A 16,257-nucleotide genomic window follows, 5' to 3' on the forward strand; every position below is an offset into this window, starting at 1 on the left:
GCCGTTGACCCCTGGTCGCGCTTAGGTTCAATTCGCCCTGAACCTGCGCAAATCACTTGGGAGATAACGGATGTCGACGGACGAGACGCCGCCGGAAGGCGCTCGCGACACCCAAGCCTCCTGGCGTGACCGCTGGGACAAGCTTCGCGGCCAGGTTTCCGAACGCTGGCCCGCAGCCCTGAAGGGCCCGGTGGCGATCGCCGTGGCCGGGGCGCTGGTCGTCGGTTTCGGCGGCGGCTTCGCCGTCGGCAAGGCCGGCATGTTCTTCGGCGGCGGCAAGCCGGCCGGCGCGACGGCGGTCAAGGGCGAGGCCTGGAGCCTGTTCGGCAAGCCCCGCTCGGCCAACGCCCCGCGTCGCGGCATTCCCAAGCCCGAAGGTTTCGCCGTCTGGCAGACCCGCGTCGACAGCTCCGGCCCCGACCCCCTGGCCTGCATCCGCATGAGCAAGGACCTGGACCCGTCCAAGTCCTATGCCGACTTCGTGCTGGTCTCGCCCGATCTGGGCCGACAGCCCTCGGTGCGCGTCAAGGGCGACGAGCTGTGCCTGGGCGGCGTCGGCTTCACCGATCATCGCATCACCCTGCTGAAGGGTCTGCCCGCCAAGGGCGGCGACACCCTGACCGCCAACGCCGATGTCGACTTCACCTTCGGTGAGAAGCCGCCGTATGTCGGCTTCGCCGGCGACGGCGTGATCCTGCCGCGCGAGGAGTCGGACGGCGTCGGCATCGAGACGATCAACGTCCAGGCCCTGGCCATCGAGGTCTGGCGCGTGCCGGACCGCAACCTAGTCCGCAAGTCGATCTCCGCGCCCGATCCGACCGGCGAGGGCGACTGGGCCGGCGAGTATGGCGATGACGCCGTGGGCGAAGACGGCCGCCAGGTCTGGAAGGGCACGATTCAGGTTACGGGCGGCGCGACCGGCCAGAAGGCCACCACCGTCTTCCCGCTGGGCGCGGTGCTGAAGGACATGAAGGCCGGCGCCTTCGTCATTAAGGCGCGCGACGCCTCGGGCGGCCGCGATCCGGACGACAGCGAGAACAACCCGGCCCAGGCCCGCCGCTGGATCGTCTTCACCGACATGGCCATGCTGGCCTATGACGGCTCGGAAAGCCTGGATGTCGTGGTCCGCTCGCTGAAGAGCGCCAAGACCCTGTCGGGCGTCAACGTCAACCTGGTGGCCGCCGATGGCGAGCCCCTGGCCGAGGCCAAGAGCGACGCCGACGGCCGCGTGCGCTTCCTGCGTCCGCTGCTGAAAGGCACGGGCGCCGAGCGCGCCAAGATGGTCATGGCCTATGGCCCGCAAGGCGATCTGGCCGTGCTGGATCTGGACCGCTCGCCGGTCGATCTCTCCAAGCAGGGCGTCGGCGGCCGCACCGAGGGCGGCGTCGACGGGCGCAGCGTGGCGGCCGATATCGACGGCTACCTCTATGCCGACCGCGGCATCTACCGGCCTGGTGAGACCGTCCACCTGACCTCGATGGTCCGCGACCGGATGGCCAAGGCCGTCGCCGACCGCAAGGGCGAGGTCATCGTCAAGCGGCCCTCGGGCGTCGAGTTCAAGCGCTACGCGTTCGGCCAGGCAAACGCCGGCGCGGTGCTGACCGATATCGCCCTGCCGCGTTCGGCCCCGCGTGGCCGCTGGACCGCCGAGCTGCATATCGAAGGCATCGAGGAGGCGACCGGCAGCTTGAGCTTTTCGGTCGAGGACTTCGCGCCGCAACGCCTGGCCGTGACCACCACGGGTCAGGAAGCCCGCCCCGTCGGGGCCGGCGAGACCCGCCAGGTCGATGTCTCGGCCCGCTTCCTCTACGGCGCGCCGGGCGCCGGCCTGCAGACCCAGGGCGAGGCCCGTCTGCGCGCCGACAGCGACCCGTTCCCGGCCTACAAGGGCTTCGAGTGGGGCGACCAGTCCAAGACCTTCGACGAGAAGTATCTGGACCTCGGCTCGACCGTCACCGACGGCGAGGGCCGCGCGATCCTGTCGGTCGCCACCACCGATGCCGGCGACACGGCTCAGCCGCTGGTCGCCTCGGTCACGGCTTCCGTGTTCGAGCCCGGCGGCCGGCCGGTCCGCGAGGGGCTGGAGCTGAAGGTTCGTCCCAAGGCGCTGTACTACGGCGTCAAGGTCGACCAGGGCGAGGCCGGCAAGGGCGATCCGCCCGTCAGCCTCGACATCATCGCCGTCAACGCCGCCGGACAGCGGGTCGGCGCGACCGCCACCTACACCCTGGTGGCCGAGCGCTGGGACTATGACTGGTTCCAGCAGAACGGCCGCTGGCAGTGGCGCCGCAGCAGCCGCGACGCGATCGTGGCCAAAGCGCAGGTGAACATCAGCGCCGGTTCGCCGGCCAAGTTCACCCGCCGCCTCGGCTGGGGCGACTATCGTCTCGAGGTCGAGGGCGCGGACGGCGCCAAGACCGTCACCCGCTTCTCGGCGGGCTGGGGCGCGCCGGCCCGCGAAGGCGAGGCGCCGGACGTGGTCCGCGTTTCGGCCGGCACCCAGACCTACAGCCAGGGCGATACGGTCGAGATCACGCTGAAGCCGCCTTATGCCGGTGAAGCCCAGATCGCGGTCGCCACCGATCGCCTGATCGACCTGAAAACCGTTAGCGTCGGCGAGAACGGCACGACCGTGCGCCTGAAGACCTCGGCCGCCTGGGGCGGCGGGGCCTATGTCATGGTCAGCGTCATCCAGCCGCGTGACCCGGTCGCTTCGCCCAAGCCGCGCCGCGCGCTCGGCCTGGTCTATGTCCCGATCGATCCGAAGGGCCGCAAGCTGACGGTGGACCTCGGCACGCCGACCAAGATCGACAGCAAGGCGCCGGTCGAGATTCCGGTGAAGGTGTCGGGCCTGGGCTTTGGCCAGAAGGCCAAGGTCACCATCGCCGCGGTGGACGAGGGCATCCTGCAGCTGACCCACCAGGACAGCCCCGACCCGGTGAAGTGGTACTTCGGCAAGCGCGCCCTGACCCTGAACTACCGCGACGACTATGGCCGCCTGCTCGACCCGAACCTGGGCGCGCCGGCGAACGTGAACTTCGGTGGCGACGAGGTCGGCGGCGAGGGCCTGACGACCACCCCGATCAAGACCGTGGCCCTGTGGTCCGGCATCGTCGAGACCGGTCTGGACGGCAAGGCGGTGATTAAGCTGCCAGCCGCCGACTTCAACGGCGAGCTGCGCATCCAGGCCGTGGCCTGGACCGACACCGCCGTCGGCTCGGCCTCCAAGCCGCTGACCGTGCGCCAGCCCGTGGTGGCCGACCTCAACCTGCCGCGCTTCCTGGCGCCAGGCGACCAGGCCTACGCCACGCTGGAGCTGCACAATGTCGAGGGCAAGCCGGGCGCCTATACCGCCGAGGCCTTCTCGACCAACGGACTGAAGGTCGCCTTCAAGAAGGTGTTCCAGCTGATCCTGGGCCAGCGCATCGCCGAGAAGATCCCCTTCCTGGCGCCGGACGTCACCGGCATCGGCAAGATTGGCTTCAAGGTCGCTGGCCCAGGCTTCGCGACCCAGAAGGACTATCCGATCCAGACCCGCCTTGGCTGGGGCGACATCGTGCGCACCACCACCGAGGTCCAGAAGCCGGGCGAGAGCTTCACGCCCTCGTACCAGCTGTTGTCGGGCTTGGCGGCGGGCGACGTGACGATGCAGGTCAGCTACTCGCCGATCCGGGGCTTCGACCCGTCGGCAATCGCCGTGGCCCTGCAGCGCTATCCGTACGGCTGCACCGAGCAGCTGGTCTCGACGGCCTATCCGCTGCTCTACGCCCAGACCTTCTCGAACGATCCGAAGCTGAAGCGGACTCCCGCTGCGCTGGCTGGAGCAGTGGGCAAGCTGCTGGATCGCCAGACCCTGGATGGGGCCTTCGGGCTCTGGCGCGTCGGCGACGGCGAGGCCGATCCGTGGCTCGGCGCCTATGTCGTCGACTTCCTGCTGGAAGCCCGCGCCCAAGGCGTAGCCGTGCCCGACAACGCCATCGACAAGGCGGTCTCGGCCATGCGCCAGGTCAGCCGGCCCGAGGGCTTCTCGTCGGTCGCCTACCGCATGGAATATCCGGGCTGGTGGGCGAGCAACGAGGACGCTTCGAAGAAGGCGACGGAGCGCATGCGCCGCCGCGCCAGCGCCTACGCGCTCTACGTGATGGCCAAGGCCGGCAAGGGTGACCTGGCCCGTCTGCGCTGGTGGCACGACGTCCAGATGAAGGACGAGAGCCAGCCGATCGCCAAGGCCTATGTGGCCGCCGGCCTGGCCCGCATGGGCGACAACGCCCGCGCCCGCTCGGCCATGCGTCAGGCGGTGTCGAGCCTGGGCTATCGCGACGAGCAGGACTGGTACCAGTCGAACCTGCGCGACACCGCGGTGATCACGGCTCTCGCGGCCGAGTCCAACATGATGGACATCGCTCGCCAGATGCAGGGCCGCCTGGAGAACGTCAGCAAGGATCCCGACAGCCTGAACACCCAGGAGCAGGCGGCGCTGCTGCACGCGGCCAACGCCCTGATCCAGGCCTCGGGCCCGATGTCGATCCAGGCCAGCGGGGCCAACGCCCTGCCGCCGGCCGGTGGCGCGCCGCGCTGGGCGGTCGGCAAGCTGACCGACGCCCACTTCGTCAACGCCGGCAAGGGCGCGATCTGGCGGACCGTCTCAGTACGCGGCACGCCGGTCTCGGCTCCGGGCGCGGAGGCCAACGGCCTGTCGGTGTCCAAGCGCCTGCTGTCGATGGGCGGCGGCGCGATCGATCCGGCGACCATCCGCCAGGGCGACCGGATCATCGTGCTGGTCTCCGGCCGCTCGATGCAGGCCCGCTCGACCGCTCTCGTGGTCGACGACGCCCTGCCGGCCGGCTTCGAGATCGAGACCACGCTCGGCGCCGACGACGCCCAGAACGGACCGTTCAAGTTCCTCGGCGAGCTGACCGCCGCCGACGTCCAGGAAAGCCGCGACGACCGCTTCATCGCCGCGCTGGACCTCGAAGGGAACAAGGGCTTCGCCCTGGCCTATGTGGCCCGGGCCGTGACGCCGGGGAGCTTCTTCCTGCCCGGCGCCGTGGCCAAGGACATGTATCGCCCGGCGGTGGTGGGCCGCTCCGAGGCCTCGCGCGCGACGATCGCGCCCGGTCAGTGAGGGACGACAGACTTGGGGCGATCACCAAAGGCCTGGTGATCGCCCTCGCCGTCGAGGTCGGGCTGTTCGCCCTCAGCGCCGCGTTTCCACCCGACATGACCCGGGCCAGGCACTCGTCGCCGGTCGTTCTCGACCGTCGCGGCGCCTGGCTGCGCGCCCTGCCGGTCGAAGACGGCCGCTGGCGGATCCGCGCGGACCTGTCGCGCACCGATCCCACCTTCCAGAAGCGCCTGATCCGCACCGAGGACGCGCGGTTCTACTGGCACCTGGGCGTCGATCCGCTGTCGCTGGTCCGCGCCGTCGGCTCGGCGGTGGTGCATGGCCGGGCCACGTCCGGCGCCTCGACCCTGAGCATGCAGACCGCGCGCCTGCTGGAGCCGCGCCCGCGCAATCTCAGCTCGAAGCTGATCGAGATGGTCCGCGCCGTGCAGCTGGAATCGCGGCTGTCCAAGCGCGAGATCCTGGCGCTGTACCTGACCCTGGCCCCCTATGGCGGCAACCTGGAAGGCGCGCGGGCGGCCAGCCTCAGCTATTTCGGCCACGAGCCGTCCAGCCTGACCGACGGCGAGCAGGCCCTGCTGATCGCCCTGCCGCAGTCGCCCGAGGCGCGTCGCCCGGACCGCCGTCCCGACGCCGCCAAGGCCGCCCGGCGCGGGGTGCTCGACAAGATGGTCCGCGCCCACACCATCACCCAGGCCGCCGCGTTCGAGGCCGAGAACGAGCCACTGCCGCGCCGCGCGCCGTTCCCGACCCTGGCCTGGCACGCGGCCGGCGAGCTGGCCCGCAACGCGCCGCAAGGCCAGGCCAGCGTGGTCTCGACCCTCGACGCCGACCTGCAGTCGCGACTGGAGCCGATGGTCGCCGCCGTGGCGGGCGCGCAAGGCCCGGACGCCACCGCCGCTGTGCTGGTGGTCGAGATCAAGAACCGCGCCGTCCGCGCGTCCGTCGGCTCGGCCGGCCGCGACAGAGCCGGGGGCTGGGTCGACATGACCCGCGCCCTGCGCTCGCCGGGCTCGGCGCTGAAGCCGTTCATCTACGCCATGGCCATGGACGACGGCCTGGTCGCGCCCGACACCCAGCTGCAGGACAACGCCACTCGCTTCGCCGACTACCAGCCCGAGAACTTCGACCGCGTGTTCCACGACAAGGTCACGGTGCGCGAGGCCCTGGCCCACTCGCTGAATGTCCCGGCCGTGGCGACCCTGGAGAAGCTCGGTCCTGAGGCCTTCGCCGGCCGCATAGAGGCCGCCGGCGCGCACCTGGCGCGTCCGAAGGCGCAGCTGAAGGAGGCCGGTCTGGCGCTGGCGCTCGGCGGCGAGGGGATCACCTGGCGCGACCTCGTCATGCTCTACGCCGCGCTCGGCGACGGCGGCATCGCCAAGCCGCTGGCCTGGACCGAGGAGGACGCCAAGGCCCGCGAGCATATGGCCGGCACACGCATGGTCCGTCCCGAAGCGGCGCGGCAGGTGCTGGACATCCTCCGCGAAGCCCCGGCTCCACGCGGCCGAGCCCCGTCAGCCTTGACGCGCGGTGGGCCGTCGATGGCGTTCAAGACTGGCACCTCCTACGGCTTCCGCGACGCGGTGGCGGCGGGGGTGGTCGGCGGCTATGCGATCCTGGTCTGGACGGGCCGGGCCGACGGCGGCGCGCGGGGGGGGCTGACCGGCCGCGACGCGGCCCTGCCGCTGCTGTTCGACGTCGCCGACGCCATCGGAACCCAGAGCTCGGCCCCGCGCCCGATCGCGCCGAAGCTGGCGCCGCTGGCCTTGCAGAAGCTGCGCGCCGCCGACGAAGGCCCGCGCCTGATCTTCCCGCCCGACGGCGCGTCGGTGCAGGTGGACGCCTTCAGTCCGAAGGCGCGCGGCCTGGTGCTCGCCGCCGAGGGCGAGGGCCTGACGTGGTACGTGGAAGGCCGGCCGCTGGACCTGGACCCGGTCAGCGGCCGCGCGATCTGGAAGCCGGTCGCGCCGGGCTTCTACAAGCTGTCGGTGGTCGACGCGCAGGGGCGCAAGGCGACAGCCAAGGTGCGGATCAAGGGCGGTTAGAGCCTACGGGCAGTTGTTGTCCGCCATCATCCGCTCGTAATCGGCCAGGCTGCTGATGCCGATGTTGAGGTCGTTCACCAGGCCGTTGTTCAGCGAATAGACCCAGCCGTGCACCGACAGCGCCTGGCCGCGCGCCCAGGCGTCCTGGACGAAGACGTCGGCGGCGACGTTGCGGACCTGGCGGGCGACGTTCAGCTCGGTCAGGCGGTCGAGCATGGCGCGCTTCTCGGGGATCGCTTCCAGCTCGTGCTTGTGCTCGGCATGGACCTCGCGGATCGGGTGCAGCCAGTGATCGACCAGGCCGCGGCGCTGGCCGTCGATGGCCGCCGCCACGCCGCCGCAGCCATAGTGGCCGACGACCATGACGTGCTTGACCTTCAGCACCTCGACCGCGAACTGCAGCACGGACAGGTAGTTGGCGTCCTGCGGCGGGGCGAGGTTCGCCACATTGCGATGGACGAACAGTTCGCCCGGATCGAGGCCGACGATCTCGTTGGCCGGCACGCGACTGTCGCTGCAGCCGATCCAGAGATATTCCGGGCTCTGCTGGCCTTCCAGACGCTTGAAGAAGTCCGGATCGACCTGGGTCTTGCGTTCCGACCACGCGGCGTTGTTGGCTTTCAGGTCCTCAAGCATCTAGCGCTCCGGATGGTGGTCGGGGTGGGCGGCTTCGATCGCCGGGTGCTTGGCCGCGCGGGCGGTTGCGGCGACGATCGAAGGGAAGGGCGACAGGTCGACATTGAAGCGGCCGGCGTTGAACACCTGCGGCATCAGCAGGCAGTCGACCAGGCCCGGGGCGTCGCCGAAGGCGAAGCCGCCAGAGTGCTTGGCGACCATCGGCTCCAGCGCGTGGAAGCCGTCGCTGATCCAGCGGGCGGTCCAGGCGTTGCGGTCGGTGTCGCCGACGCCCAGCGCCGTCAGCTGGCGCTGGACCCGCAGGTTGTTCAGCGGGTGGATATCGCAGGCGATGATCTCGGCCATGCTGCGGACGATGGCCCGCTCATAGGCGGTGTGCGGCAAGAGGGCGGGCTCGGGCGAGACCTCGTCCAGCCATTCCAGGATCGCCAGGCTCTGGGTCAGCGGCCGGCCGTCGACTTCCAGCGTCGGCACCAGGGCCTGGGCGTTGAGCGCGCGATAGCTTTCCGTGTGGTGGCCGTTGGCCGGCAGGTCGACGGGGCGCAGCTCGTAGGCGAGGCCCTTCAGGTTCAGGCCGATGCGCACTCGATAGGGCGCGGCGGCGCGCTTGGCGCTGTGCAGGACCAGCTTCATCGAAGCGCTTCCTAGACCAGGGTGAACTCGAGACGGCCGACGCCCTCGACCTCGCCGACGACCTTGTCGCCGCGCGCGATGGCGCCGACGCCTTCGGGCGTGCCGGTGAAGATCAGGTCGCCGGCGGCCAGGGTCCACAGCTCGCTGGCCTTGGCGATGACCTCGCCGACGTTCCAGATCATGTCGCCGACCTCGCCGCGCTGACGCTCGGCGCCATTGACGGTCAGGGTGACGGCGGCTTGCGGCGCCGGAGCGTCCATCACGCGGATGGCGGTGATCGGAGCGCTCTCGTCGAAGGCCTTGCCGGCTTCCCACGGTTGGCCCTTGGCCTTGGCCGCGCCTTGCAGGTCGCGGCGGGTCAGGTCGACGCCGACCGCGTAGCCGAACACGGCCTCAAGGGCCTGCTCGACCGAGAGATTGGCGCCGCCGCTCTTCAGAGCCACGACCAGTTCGATCTCGTGATGCAGGTCGCTGGTCGCCGGCGGATAGGCGATCTGGGCCTTCAGTGGCGCGATCGCGTCGGCGGGCTTGGCGAAGAAGAACGGCGGATCGCGGGTGTCGGCGCCCATTTCGCGGGCGTGGGCGGCGTAGTTGCGCCCCACGCAGAGGATCCGGCGGACCGGGAAAACCGCGTCGGAACCCTCCACCGGGACCGTCGGGATGGCGTGCGGGGGGAAGGCGTAGCTGGTCATGGCGCTTCGTTTAGACCCAAAAGCGGCTGGCCAAAACCCCTCTGCGGTTCAAACGATGTCCGTCAACGCCAAGGGCCTCAAAGTGGTCGCCGTTCAGAAATCCTGCGGTTGAACCCAAGTCCTAAACGTTCTTTCACTTGCCCCAATCTCCGCCGTGGAGTCATGTCGGCGATGGGGTAGTGGGCGCTTATTTTGATCGGGGGCAGATCATGCTGATCATCGAGAACCTGACGCACGTCTATGGCAATGGTGTGCGGGCCTTGGACGAGGTCAGCCTGACGATTCCGCGCGGCATGTACGGCCTGCTGGGTCCGAACGGCGCCGGCAAGTCGACCCTGATGCGCACCATCGCCACCTTGCAGGCTCCGACCTCGGGCCACATCCGGTTCGGCGACATCGACGTGCTGAAGAACCCCGAAGAGCTGCGCAAGACGCTGGGCTACCTGCCGCAGGACTTCGGCGTCTATCCGCGGGTCTCGGCCTACGACATGCTTGACCACATGGCGGTGCTGAAGGGGATCAGCAGCGCCAAGGACCGCAAGGAAACGGTCGAGAACCTGCTGAACCAGGTCAATCTCTGGAACGTCCGCAAGAAGGCCATCGCCGGCTTCTCGGGCGGCATGCGCCAGCGTTTCGGCATCGCCCAGGCCCTGATCGGCGATCCGCGCCTGATCATCGTCGATGAGCCCACCGCGGGCCTCGACCCTGAAGAGCGCAACCGCTTCCTGAACCTGCTGGCCGAGATCGGCGAGAACGTGGTGGTGATCCTGTCGACCCACATCGTCGAGGACGTCAGCGACCTCTGCCCTGCCATGGCCATCATCTGCGACGGCCGCATCGTCCGCGAGGGCGCGCCGGCCGATCTGGTGGGTCAGCTCAAGGGCAAGATCTGGAAGAAGATCATCGACAAGCCCGAGCTGGAGGCCGCCAAGGCCCAGTACAAGGTCATCTCCACCCGCCTGCTGGCGGGCCGCACGGTCATCCACATCCTGTCGGACGATAACCCTGGCAATGGCTTCACGCCGGTCGAGGGCGGGCTGGAGGATGTCTACTTCTCCACCCTCTCGACCACCCGGCGGGCGGCCTGACGGGGAGCGGCGGCATGTTTCGCAAGATCGCGGGCTTCGAGCTCCGCTACCAGCTGAAGTCACCCGTCTTCTGGGTGGTGGCGATCATCTTCTTCCTGCTGACCTTCGGGGCGGCGACGATCGACCAGATCCGCATCGGCGGCGGCGGCAACATCCACAAGAACGCGCCGTACGCGATCGCCCAGACCCACCTGATCCTCTCGATCTTCTACATGTTCGTGACCACGGCCTTCGTGGCCAATGTGGTGGTGCGCGACGACGAGACGGGCTTTGGGCCAATCCTGCGCTCCACCCGGGTGCGCAAGTTCGACTATCTCTACGGCCGCTTCACCGGGGCCTTCCTGGCGGCGGCGATCTCGTTCCTGGCCGTGCCGCTGGCGATCTTCATCGGCTCGTTCATGCCGTGGATCGATCCCGAGCGCCTGGGTCCCAACGACCTCCACGCCTACCTGTTCTCGTACTTCGCCCTGGCCTTGCCTTCGATCCTGCTGACCTCGTCGCTGTTCTTCGCCCTGGCCACGATCACCCGCTCGATGATGTGGACCTATGTCGGCGTCGTGGCCTTCATGGTGCTGTGGATCATCGCCAACATCGCGCTGGACAAGCCCGAGTTCGAGAAGGTCGCCGCCTATTGGGAGCCGCTGGGCACCGCCGCCTATGGCCTGGTCACCAAGTACTGGACGGCCAGCGAGCGCAACACGCTGATCCCGCCGCTGTCCGGGGGATTGCTGTTCAACCGCCTGTTCGCGGTGGCGCTGTCGGCCGGCTTCCTGACGCTGGCCTACAGCCTGTTCCGCTTCCAGTCGGCCGACCTGTCGGGCCAGCGCAAGGTCAAGACGGGCAAGGCCGAGGCTGACGCCACGCCGGTCCTGACGACCGGCCCGCTGCCGCAGCCGAAGTTCGACCGCGCCACGGCCTGGGCCCAGCTGGTGGTCCGCACCCGCCTGGACATGGGCCAGGTGTTCAAGAGCCCGGCCTATTTCGTGCTGCTGTTCCTGGGCCTCGCGAATGCGATGGGCGCCCTGTGGTTCGCTACCGACGCCGGCCGCTACGGCGGGGTGATCTATCCGGTCACCCGCGTGCTGCTGAACCCGCTGCTGGGCTCGTTCGGCCTGATCCCGATGATCATCGCCATCTACTATTCGGGCGAGCTGGTCTGGCGCGAACGCGAGCGCAAGACCCACGAGATCATCGACGCCACGCCCGTGCCCGACTGGGCCTTCGTGGCCCCCAAGACCCTGGCCATCGCCCTGGTGCTGGTCTCGACCTTGCTGGTCAGCGTCTTCGCCGCCATCCTCAGCCAGGTCTTCCACGGCTATTTCAAGCTCGAGCTCGACAAGTACCTGATCTGGTACGTGCTGCCGCAGGCGGTGGATTTCATCCTCGTGGCCGTGCTGGCGGTGTTCCTGCAGTCGATCAGCCCGCACAAGTTCATCGGCTGGGGCCTGATGGTGATCTACATGGTCACCACCATCACCTTCGTGAACCTGGGCTTCGAGTCCAAGCTCTATAACTACGGCTCGACCACCGACACGCCGTTCTCGGACATGAACGGTCTCGGCAAGTTCTGGATCGGGGCCTGGTGGCTGCGCGCCTACTGGAGCGCCTTCGCGGTGGTGCTGCTGGTGCTGGCCTACGGCCTGTGGCGGCGCGGGACCGAGAGCCGGCTGCTGCCGCGCCTGCGCCGGCTGCCGACGCGTCTGAACGGCGGGGCGGGCCTGCTGATGGGCGGGGCGCTGGTCGTCTTCGTCGGCCTCGGGGCCTTCATCTACGTCAACACCAACGTCTGGAACCCCTACCGGACCCGGATCGACAACGAGAAGTGGCAGGCCGACTACGAGAAGACCCTGCTACCGTTCGAAACCACGCCGCAGCCGAAGATCGTCGCGATGACGCTCGAGGTCGATCTGAAGCCGCACGCGCCCAGCCTTGAGACCAAGGGCTCGTACGTGATCGAGAACAAGACGGCCGCGCCGCTGAAGGAGATCCACGTCCGCTTCGACCGCGACCTGCAGGTCAAGGGCCTGTCGATCGAGGGCGCGCGGCCCAAGAAGACCTTCGAGAAGTTCAACTACCGCATCTTCGCCTTCGACACGCCGATGGCCCCGGGCGAGCGGCGGAAGATGAGCTTCATCACCCTGCGTTCGCAGCGCGGCTTCCCCAACAGCGACCAGGAAAGCCGGGTCGTCGACAACGGGACCTTCGTCAACAACCTGGAGATCGCGCCGATCCTGGGCATGGCGCGCGATGGCCTGCTGCAGGACCGCGCCAAGCGCCGCAAGTATGGCCTGCCGCCCGAGCGTCGGATGGCCAAGCTGGGTGACGTCACGTCCCGCCAGTTCAACGGCCTGCGCAAGGACGCCGACTTCGTCACCTCGGACATCACGGTCACCACCGAGGCCGACCAGACGCCGATCGCGCCGGGCTACAAGGTCTCCGACACGGTCACGAACGGTCGCCGCAAGGCCCGCTTCGTCACCGACGCGCCGATCTTGCCGTTCATCTCGATCCAGTCGGCTCGCTACCAGATTGCCGAGGAGGCCTACAAGGGCGTCCAGCTGGCGGTCTACTACGACCCCCAGCACGCCTGGAACATCGAGCGGATGAAGACCTCGATGAAGCGCTCGCTCGACTATATGAGCGCCAATTTCAGCCCCTATCAGTTCCGCCAGCTGCGCTTCCAGGAGTTCCCGGACTACGCCCAGTTCGCCCAGTCGTTCGCCAACACCATCCCGTGGTCGGAGGGGATGTTCTTCATCTCCGACTATCGTGATCCGACCAAGATCGACATGGTCACCTATGTCGGCGCCCACGAGATCGGCCACCAGTGGTGGGCCCACCAGGTCATCGGCGCCGACCAGCAGGGCGGCGCGATGCTGGCCGAGACCTTCGCCCAGTACTCGGCCTTGATGGTGATGAAGCACACCTATGGTGAGCCGCAGATCCGCAAGTTCCTGAAGTTCGAGCTGGACAGCTATCTGCGCGCGCGGGGCGGCGACGTCATCGACGAGCAGCCGCTCTACAAGGTCGAGAACCAGCCCTATGTCTATTATCGCAAGGGCTCGCTGGTCATGTACCGCCTGCAGAGCGAGATCGGCGAAGAGGCCGTCAATCGGGCTCTGCGCAAGCTGATCGCCGACCACGCCTTCAAGGGCGCGCCCTATGCGATCACCACCGACTTCCTGACCGCCCTGCGCGCCGAGGCTCCCGCCGACAAGCAGGCCCTGATCACCGACCTGTTCGAGAAGATCACGCTCTACGACCTGAAGACCAAGAGCGCGGCGGTGAAGAAGCGCAGCGACGGCAAGTTCGACGTGACCATCACGGTCGACGCCCAGAAGAAATACGCCGACGGCAAGGGCAAGGAGACCAACGCCGCCCTCGCCGAGACCATGGACATCGGCCTGTTCACCGCCAAGCCGGGCGACAAGGGCTTCGACGCCCAGGACGTCGTCGCCTATGAGCGCCGGCCGATCCGTTCGGGCCTCCAGACCTTCACCTTCACGGTGGCCAAGGCGCCGAAGTTCGCGGGGATCGACCCCTACAACACGGTGATCGACCGCAACGGCGACGACAACACGGTCGCGGTCGGCAAGTGAGCGATGAGGTTATCAAGATGGATGCGGGAGCGCTGAACGCGTTCCTGCATCGCGCCTTCCCGGATATCGATCCCCAGCAGATGGCGTCGGTGGTCGAGGTCGGGCCTGGGCGGGCTTTATTGAAGCTGCCGCATCTGAGCCGCCACCTGCGGCCCGGCGGGACGATCTCGGGACCGACACTGATGGGCCTGGCCGACACGGCGGCCTATGCGGTGATCCTGGCGCATATCGGCGAGGTGGCCATGGCGCTGACCACCTCGCTCAACATTCACTTCCTGAGGGGCTGCCAGCCCGGCGATCTCTATGCCGAGGCGACCCTGCTCAAGCTCGGCCGCCGCATCGCGACGGCCGATGTCCTGATGTGGACGGAAGGGCGCGAGCGGGCCGCGGCCAAGGCCACGGTCGCCTACGCCATTCCCTAGGCGTTAGTGGCCGGTGGCCTTTTCGTCGGCCTTCATCTGCGCCTTGTCGGCCTTGTCCTGGGCCTTGGCGACGTCCTCGCCGGTGCCGAAGCCCTTCTTCAGGCCCTCGGCCATGTTCAGGTGCTCCTGGACCTTCGGGGCCGTGGCGGCGGCAAAGGCCTTGATGGCGGCGGTGTCACCGTCCTGGGCGTAGCGCTGCAGCAGGTTCAGAGCCGCCTGGTGGGCGTCGACCTGGCCGTCGGCGTACTTCTTGTCGAAGTCCTTGGCGTCGGCCTTGGTCAGGTCGTCGATCTTGCCCTGGGCGTCTTCCGACAGCACGGTCGGCAAGGTGATGGCCGCGCCCGAGGCGGCGATGGCCGACTTCAGCTCGGCGCTGGTGGCCGTGTGGGCCTTTTCCATCGCGGCGGCGAACTTCTTCACGGCCGGGTTGGTCGAGCGCGTGGCGGCCAGCTTGGCGGCGGCGATCTCGAACATGTCGCTGTCGGCGGCCTTGGCGGCGAAGACGTCGGCCTTGGTCTCGTCCGACGGGGTCGGGACGGTGGCGGCGGGGTTGGCGTCCGGGGTCGCGGCCTGCTCGGCCGGGGTGGCGGCGCCCTTGGTCTCATCGGCCTTCTGGCCGCAAGCGGCGAGGCTCAGTGCGGCGACTGCTGCGCCGACAATCATCAGGTGACGGGTCATGGCTCTGTCTTTCCCTACGCGTTTTTCTTAGAGGTTCTTGAAAGCTCGGCGGCGCACTGCGCCGGGTGATCAACAAAACCTCACGGGGCCGTGAACGGTTCCGATGACGGCGGGGGAGATTGACGATGACCCTAGAAACCAAGGCTGGGGGACCGCTGGCCGGATTGCGGGTGATCGAGATGGGCTCGCTGATCGCCGGGCCCTTCTGCGGCCAGGTGCTGGGCGACTTCGGGGCCGAGGTCATCAAGCTGGAGGACCCCAAGGTCGGCGACCCGATGCGCCAGTGGGGACGCTCCAAGCCCAAGGGCCTGTCGCCCTGGTGGCCGGTGATCGGCCGCAACAAGAAGTCCGTCACCGTCGATCTGCGTACGGACGAAGGCCGCGACATCGCCCGCGCCCTGATCGCCAAGGCCGACGTGGTGGTCGAGAACTTCCGCCCGGGCACGCTGGAGAAGTGGGGCATGGGCTATGAGGCCCTGGCCAAGACCAATCCGGGCCTGATCATGGCGCGGGTCTCGGGCTTCGGCCAGACCGGCCCCTATTCCAGCCGCGCCGGCTACGCCCTGGTCGGCGAGGCCATGGGGGGGCTGCGCCACATCACCGGCGAGCCTGACCGCAATCCGGCCCGCGCCGGCATCTCGATCGGCGACAGCCTGTCCGGCCTCAACGCCGCGCTCGGCGTGATGATGGCGCTCCACGCCCGACAGCGCACCGGCAAGGGCCAGGTGGTCGATGCGGCGATCTACGAGAGCGTGCTGACGGTGATGGAGAACCTGATCACCGAATACGACCTGACGGGCTATGTCCGCGAACGCTCGGGGGCGGTGCTGCCCGGCATCGCGCCGTCGAACGTCTATCCGACCAAGTCCGGCGAGCTCGTCCTGATCGGCGCCAACCAGGACACCCTGTTCCGCCGTCTCTGCGACCTGATGGGCCGCCCGGACCTGGCCGACGACGTCCGCTACCGCGACCACACCGCGCGCGGGGCGCATCAGGGAGAGTTGGATGCGAGGATCGCCGCCTGGACCGCCGACCAGGTGATCGAGGAGCTGCTGCCTAAGCTGGAGGCCGCCGGCCTGGCGACGGGGCGGATCTATCGGGCGCCGGATATGATCGAGGATCCGCAGTTCGTGGCCCGGGAGTCGATCGTGACCGTGCCGCATCCGGTGTTCGGCCAGATCAAGATGCAGAACGCCTTCCCGAAGCTGACCGAGACGCCAGGCGGCGTGCGGTGGCCGGGACCGACCTTGGGGGAGCATACGGATGCGGTGCTGGCCGAGGTGGTGGGGATGAGTGCTGAAAAGCTGGCCGACCTTCGGAAGGCGGGCGTGCTGTAGCG

10 protein-coding genes are annotated in these 16,257 nt (G+C 68.5%); 6 read left to right on the forward strand and 4 right to left on the reverse strand.

The window, feature by feature from the left end; translation table 11 throughout:
- Positions 1-70: 70 nt before the first annotated feature.
- Both AC07NI_RS14910 and pbpC read left to right on the forward strand, forming a co-directional pair.
- Positions 71-5,125: an alpha-2-macroglobulin family protein gene (locus AC07NI_RS14910; RefSeq protein WP_494620381.1), complete on the forward strand. Its 5,055-nt coding sequence runs from the start codon at positions 71-73 to the stop codon at positions 5,123-5,125.
- A gap of 35 nt (positions 5,126-5,160) precedes the next feature.
- Positions 5,161-7,170: a penicillin-binding protein 1C gene (gene pbpC, locus AC07NI_RS14915; RefSeq protein ID WP_494620383.1), complete on the forward strand. Its 2,010-nt coding sequence runs from the start codon at positions 5,161-5,163 to the stop codon at positions 7,168-7,170.
- Between the two features lie 3 nt (positions 7,171-7,173).
- Here pbpC and AC07NI_RS14920 read toward each other — a convergent pair whose 3' ends face one another.
- From AC07NI_RS14920 to AC07NI_RS14930, 3 genes are read right to left on the reverse strand one after another with little or no spacing between them, the layout of a single operon-like run.
- Complete coding sequence (locus AC07NI_RS14920; protein WP_494620385.1) at positions 7,174-7,806, reverse strand: carbonic anhydrase; 633 nt, start codon at positions 7,804-7,806, stop codon at positions 7,174-7,176.
- Positions 7,807-8,439: a maleylacetoacetate isomerase gene (maiA, locus tag AC07NI_RS14925; RefSeq protein ID WP_494620387.1), complete on the reverse strand. Its 633-nt coding sequence runs from the start codon at positions 8,437-8,439 to the stop codon at positions 7,807-7,809.
- Between the two features lie 11 nt (positions 8,440-8,450).
- Positions 8,451-9,131, reverse strand: coding sequence for a fumarylacetoacetate hydrolase family protein (locus AC07NI_RS14930; RefSeq protein WP_494620389.1), 681 nt, complete (start codon positions 9,129-9,131; stop codon positions 8,451-8,453).
- Positions 9,132-9,340: 209 nt separating this feature from the next.
- Between AC07NI_RS14930 and AC07NI_RS14935 the strand changes: the two genes are divergently transcribed.
- From AC07NI_RS14935 to AC07NI_RS14945, 3 genes are read left to right on the forward strand one after another with little or no spacing between them, the layout of a single operon-like run.
- The gene (locus AC07NI_RS14935) at positions 9,341-10,219 is read left to right on the forward strand and encodes an ABC transporter ATP-binding protein (RefSeq protein WP_494620391.1); all 879 of its coding nucleotides are present in this window, start codon (positions 9,341-9,343) and stop codon (positions 10,217-10,219) included.
- 14 nt (positions 10,220-10,233) lie between these two features.
- Positions 10,234-13,818, forward strand: coding sequence for an ABC transporter permease/M1 family aminopeptidase (locus tag AC07NI_RS14940; RefSeq protein WP_494620393.1), 3,585 nt, complete (start codon positions 10,234-10,236; stop codon positions 13,816-13,818).
- On the forward strand, positions 13,815-14,240 hold the full coding sequence (locus AC07NI_RS14945; protein ID WP_494620395.1) for a PaaI family thioesterase: 426 nt from the start codon (positions 13,815-13,817) through the stop codon (positions 14,238-14,240). Before AC07NI_RS14940 ends, AC07NI_RS14945 begins: the two co-directional genes overlap by 4 nt.
- Before the next feature lie 3 nt (positions 14,241-14,243).
- Here the strand turns inward: AC07NI_RS14945 and AC07NI_RS14950 are convergent, their stop codons facing one another.
- A complete protein-coding gene (locus tag AC07NI_RS14950; protein WP_494620397.1) occupies positions 14,244-14,918 on the reverse strand; it encodes a DUF4142 domain-containing protein in 675 nt (224 codons plus the stop codon).
- 125 nt (positions 14,919-15,043) lie between these two features.
- Between AC07NI_RS14950 and AC07NI_RS14955 the strand changes: the two genes are divergently transcribed.
- Positions 15,044-16,255 carry a CaiB/BaiF CoA transferase family protein gene (locus AC07NI_RS14955; RefSeq protein ID WP_494620399.1) on the forward strand — a complete coding sequence of 404 codons (1,212 nt, stop codon included), beginning with the start codon at positions 15,044-15,046 and terminating at the stop codon, positions 16,253-16,255.
- Positions 16,256-16,257 lie beyond the last annotated feature (2 nt).

The organism is Caulobacter sp. GW821-FHT10E02 (genome assembly GCF_059415225.1).

Bases quoted from the DNA above. Each gene is read 5' to 3' on its own strand.
- AC07NI_RS14910 (WP_494620381.1), top strand. From the start codon at position 71: ATGTCGACGGACGAGACGCCGCCGGAAGGCGCTCGCGACACCCAAGCC.
- AC07NI_RS14920 (WP_494620385.1), bottom strand. From the start codon at position 7,806: ATGCTTGAGGACCTGAAAGCCAACAACGCCGCGTGGTCGGAACGCAAG.
- maiA (WP_494620387.1), bottom strand. From the start codon at position 8,439: ATGAAGCTGGTCCTGCACAGCGCCAAGCGCGCCGCCGCGCCCTATCGA.
- AC07NI_RS14930 (WP_494620389.1), bottom strand. From the start codon at position 9,131: ATGACCAGCTACGCCTTCCCCCCGCACGCCATCCCGACGGTCCCGGTG.
- AC07NI_RS14935 (WP_494620391.1), top strand. From the start codon at position 9,341: ATGCTGATCATCGAGAACCTGACGCACGTCTATGGCAATGGTGTGCGG.
- AC07NI_RS14940 (WP_494620393.1), top strand. From the start codon at position 10,234: ATGTTTCGCAAGATCGCGGGCTTCGAGCTCCGCTACCAGCTGAAGTCA.
- AC07NI_RS14950 (WP_494620397.1), bottom strand. From the start codon at position 14,918: ATGACCCGTCACCTGATGATTGTCGGCGCAGCAGTCGCCGCACTGAGC.
- AC07NI_RS14955 (WP_494620399.1), top strand. From the start codon at position 15,044: ATGACCCTAGAAACCAAGGCTGGGGGACCGCTGGCCGGATTGCGGGTG.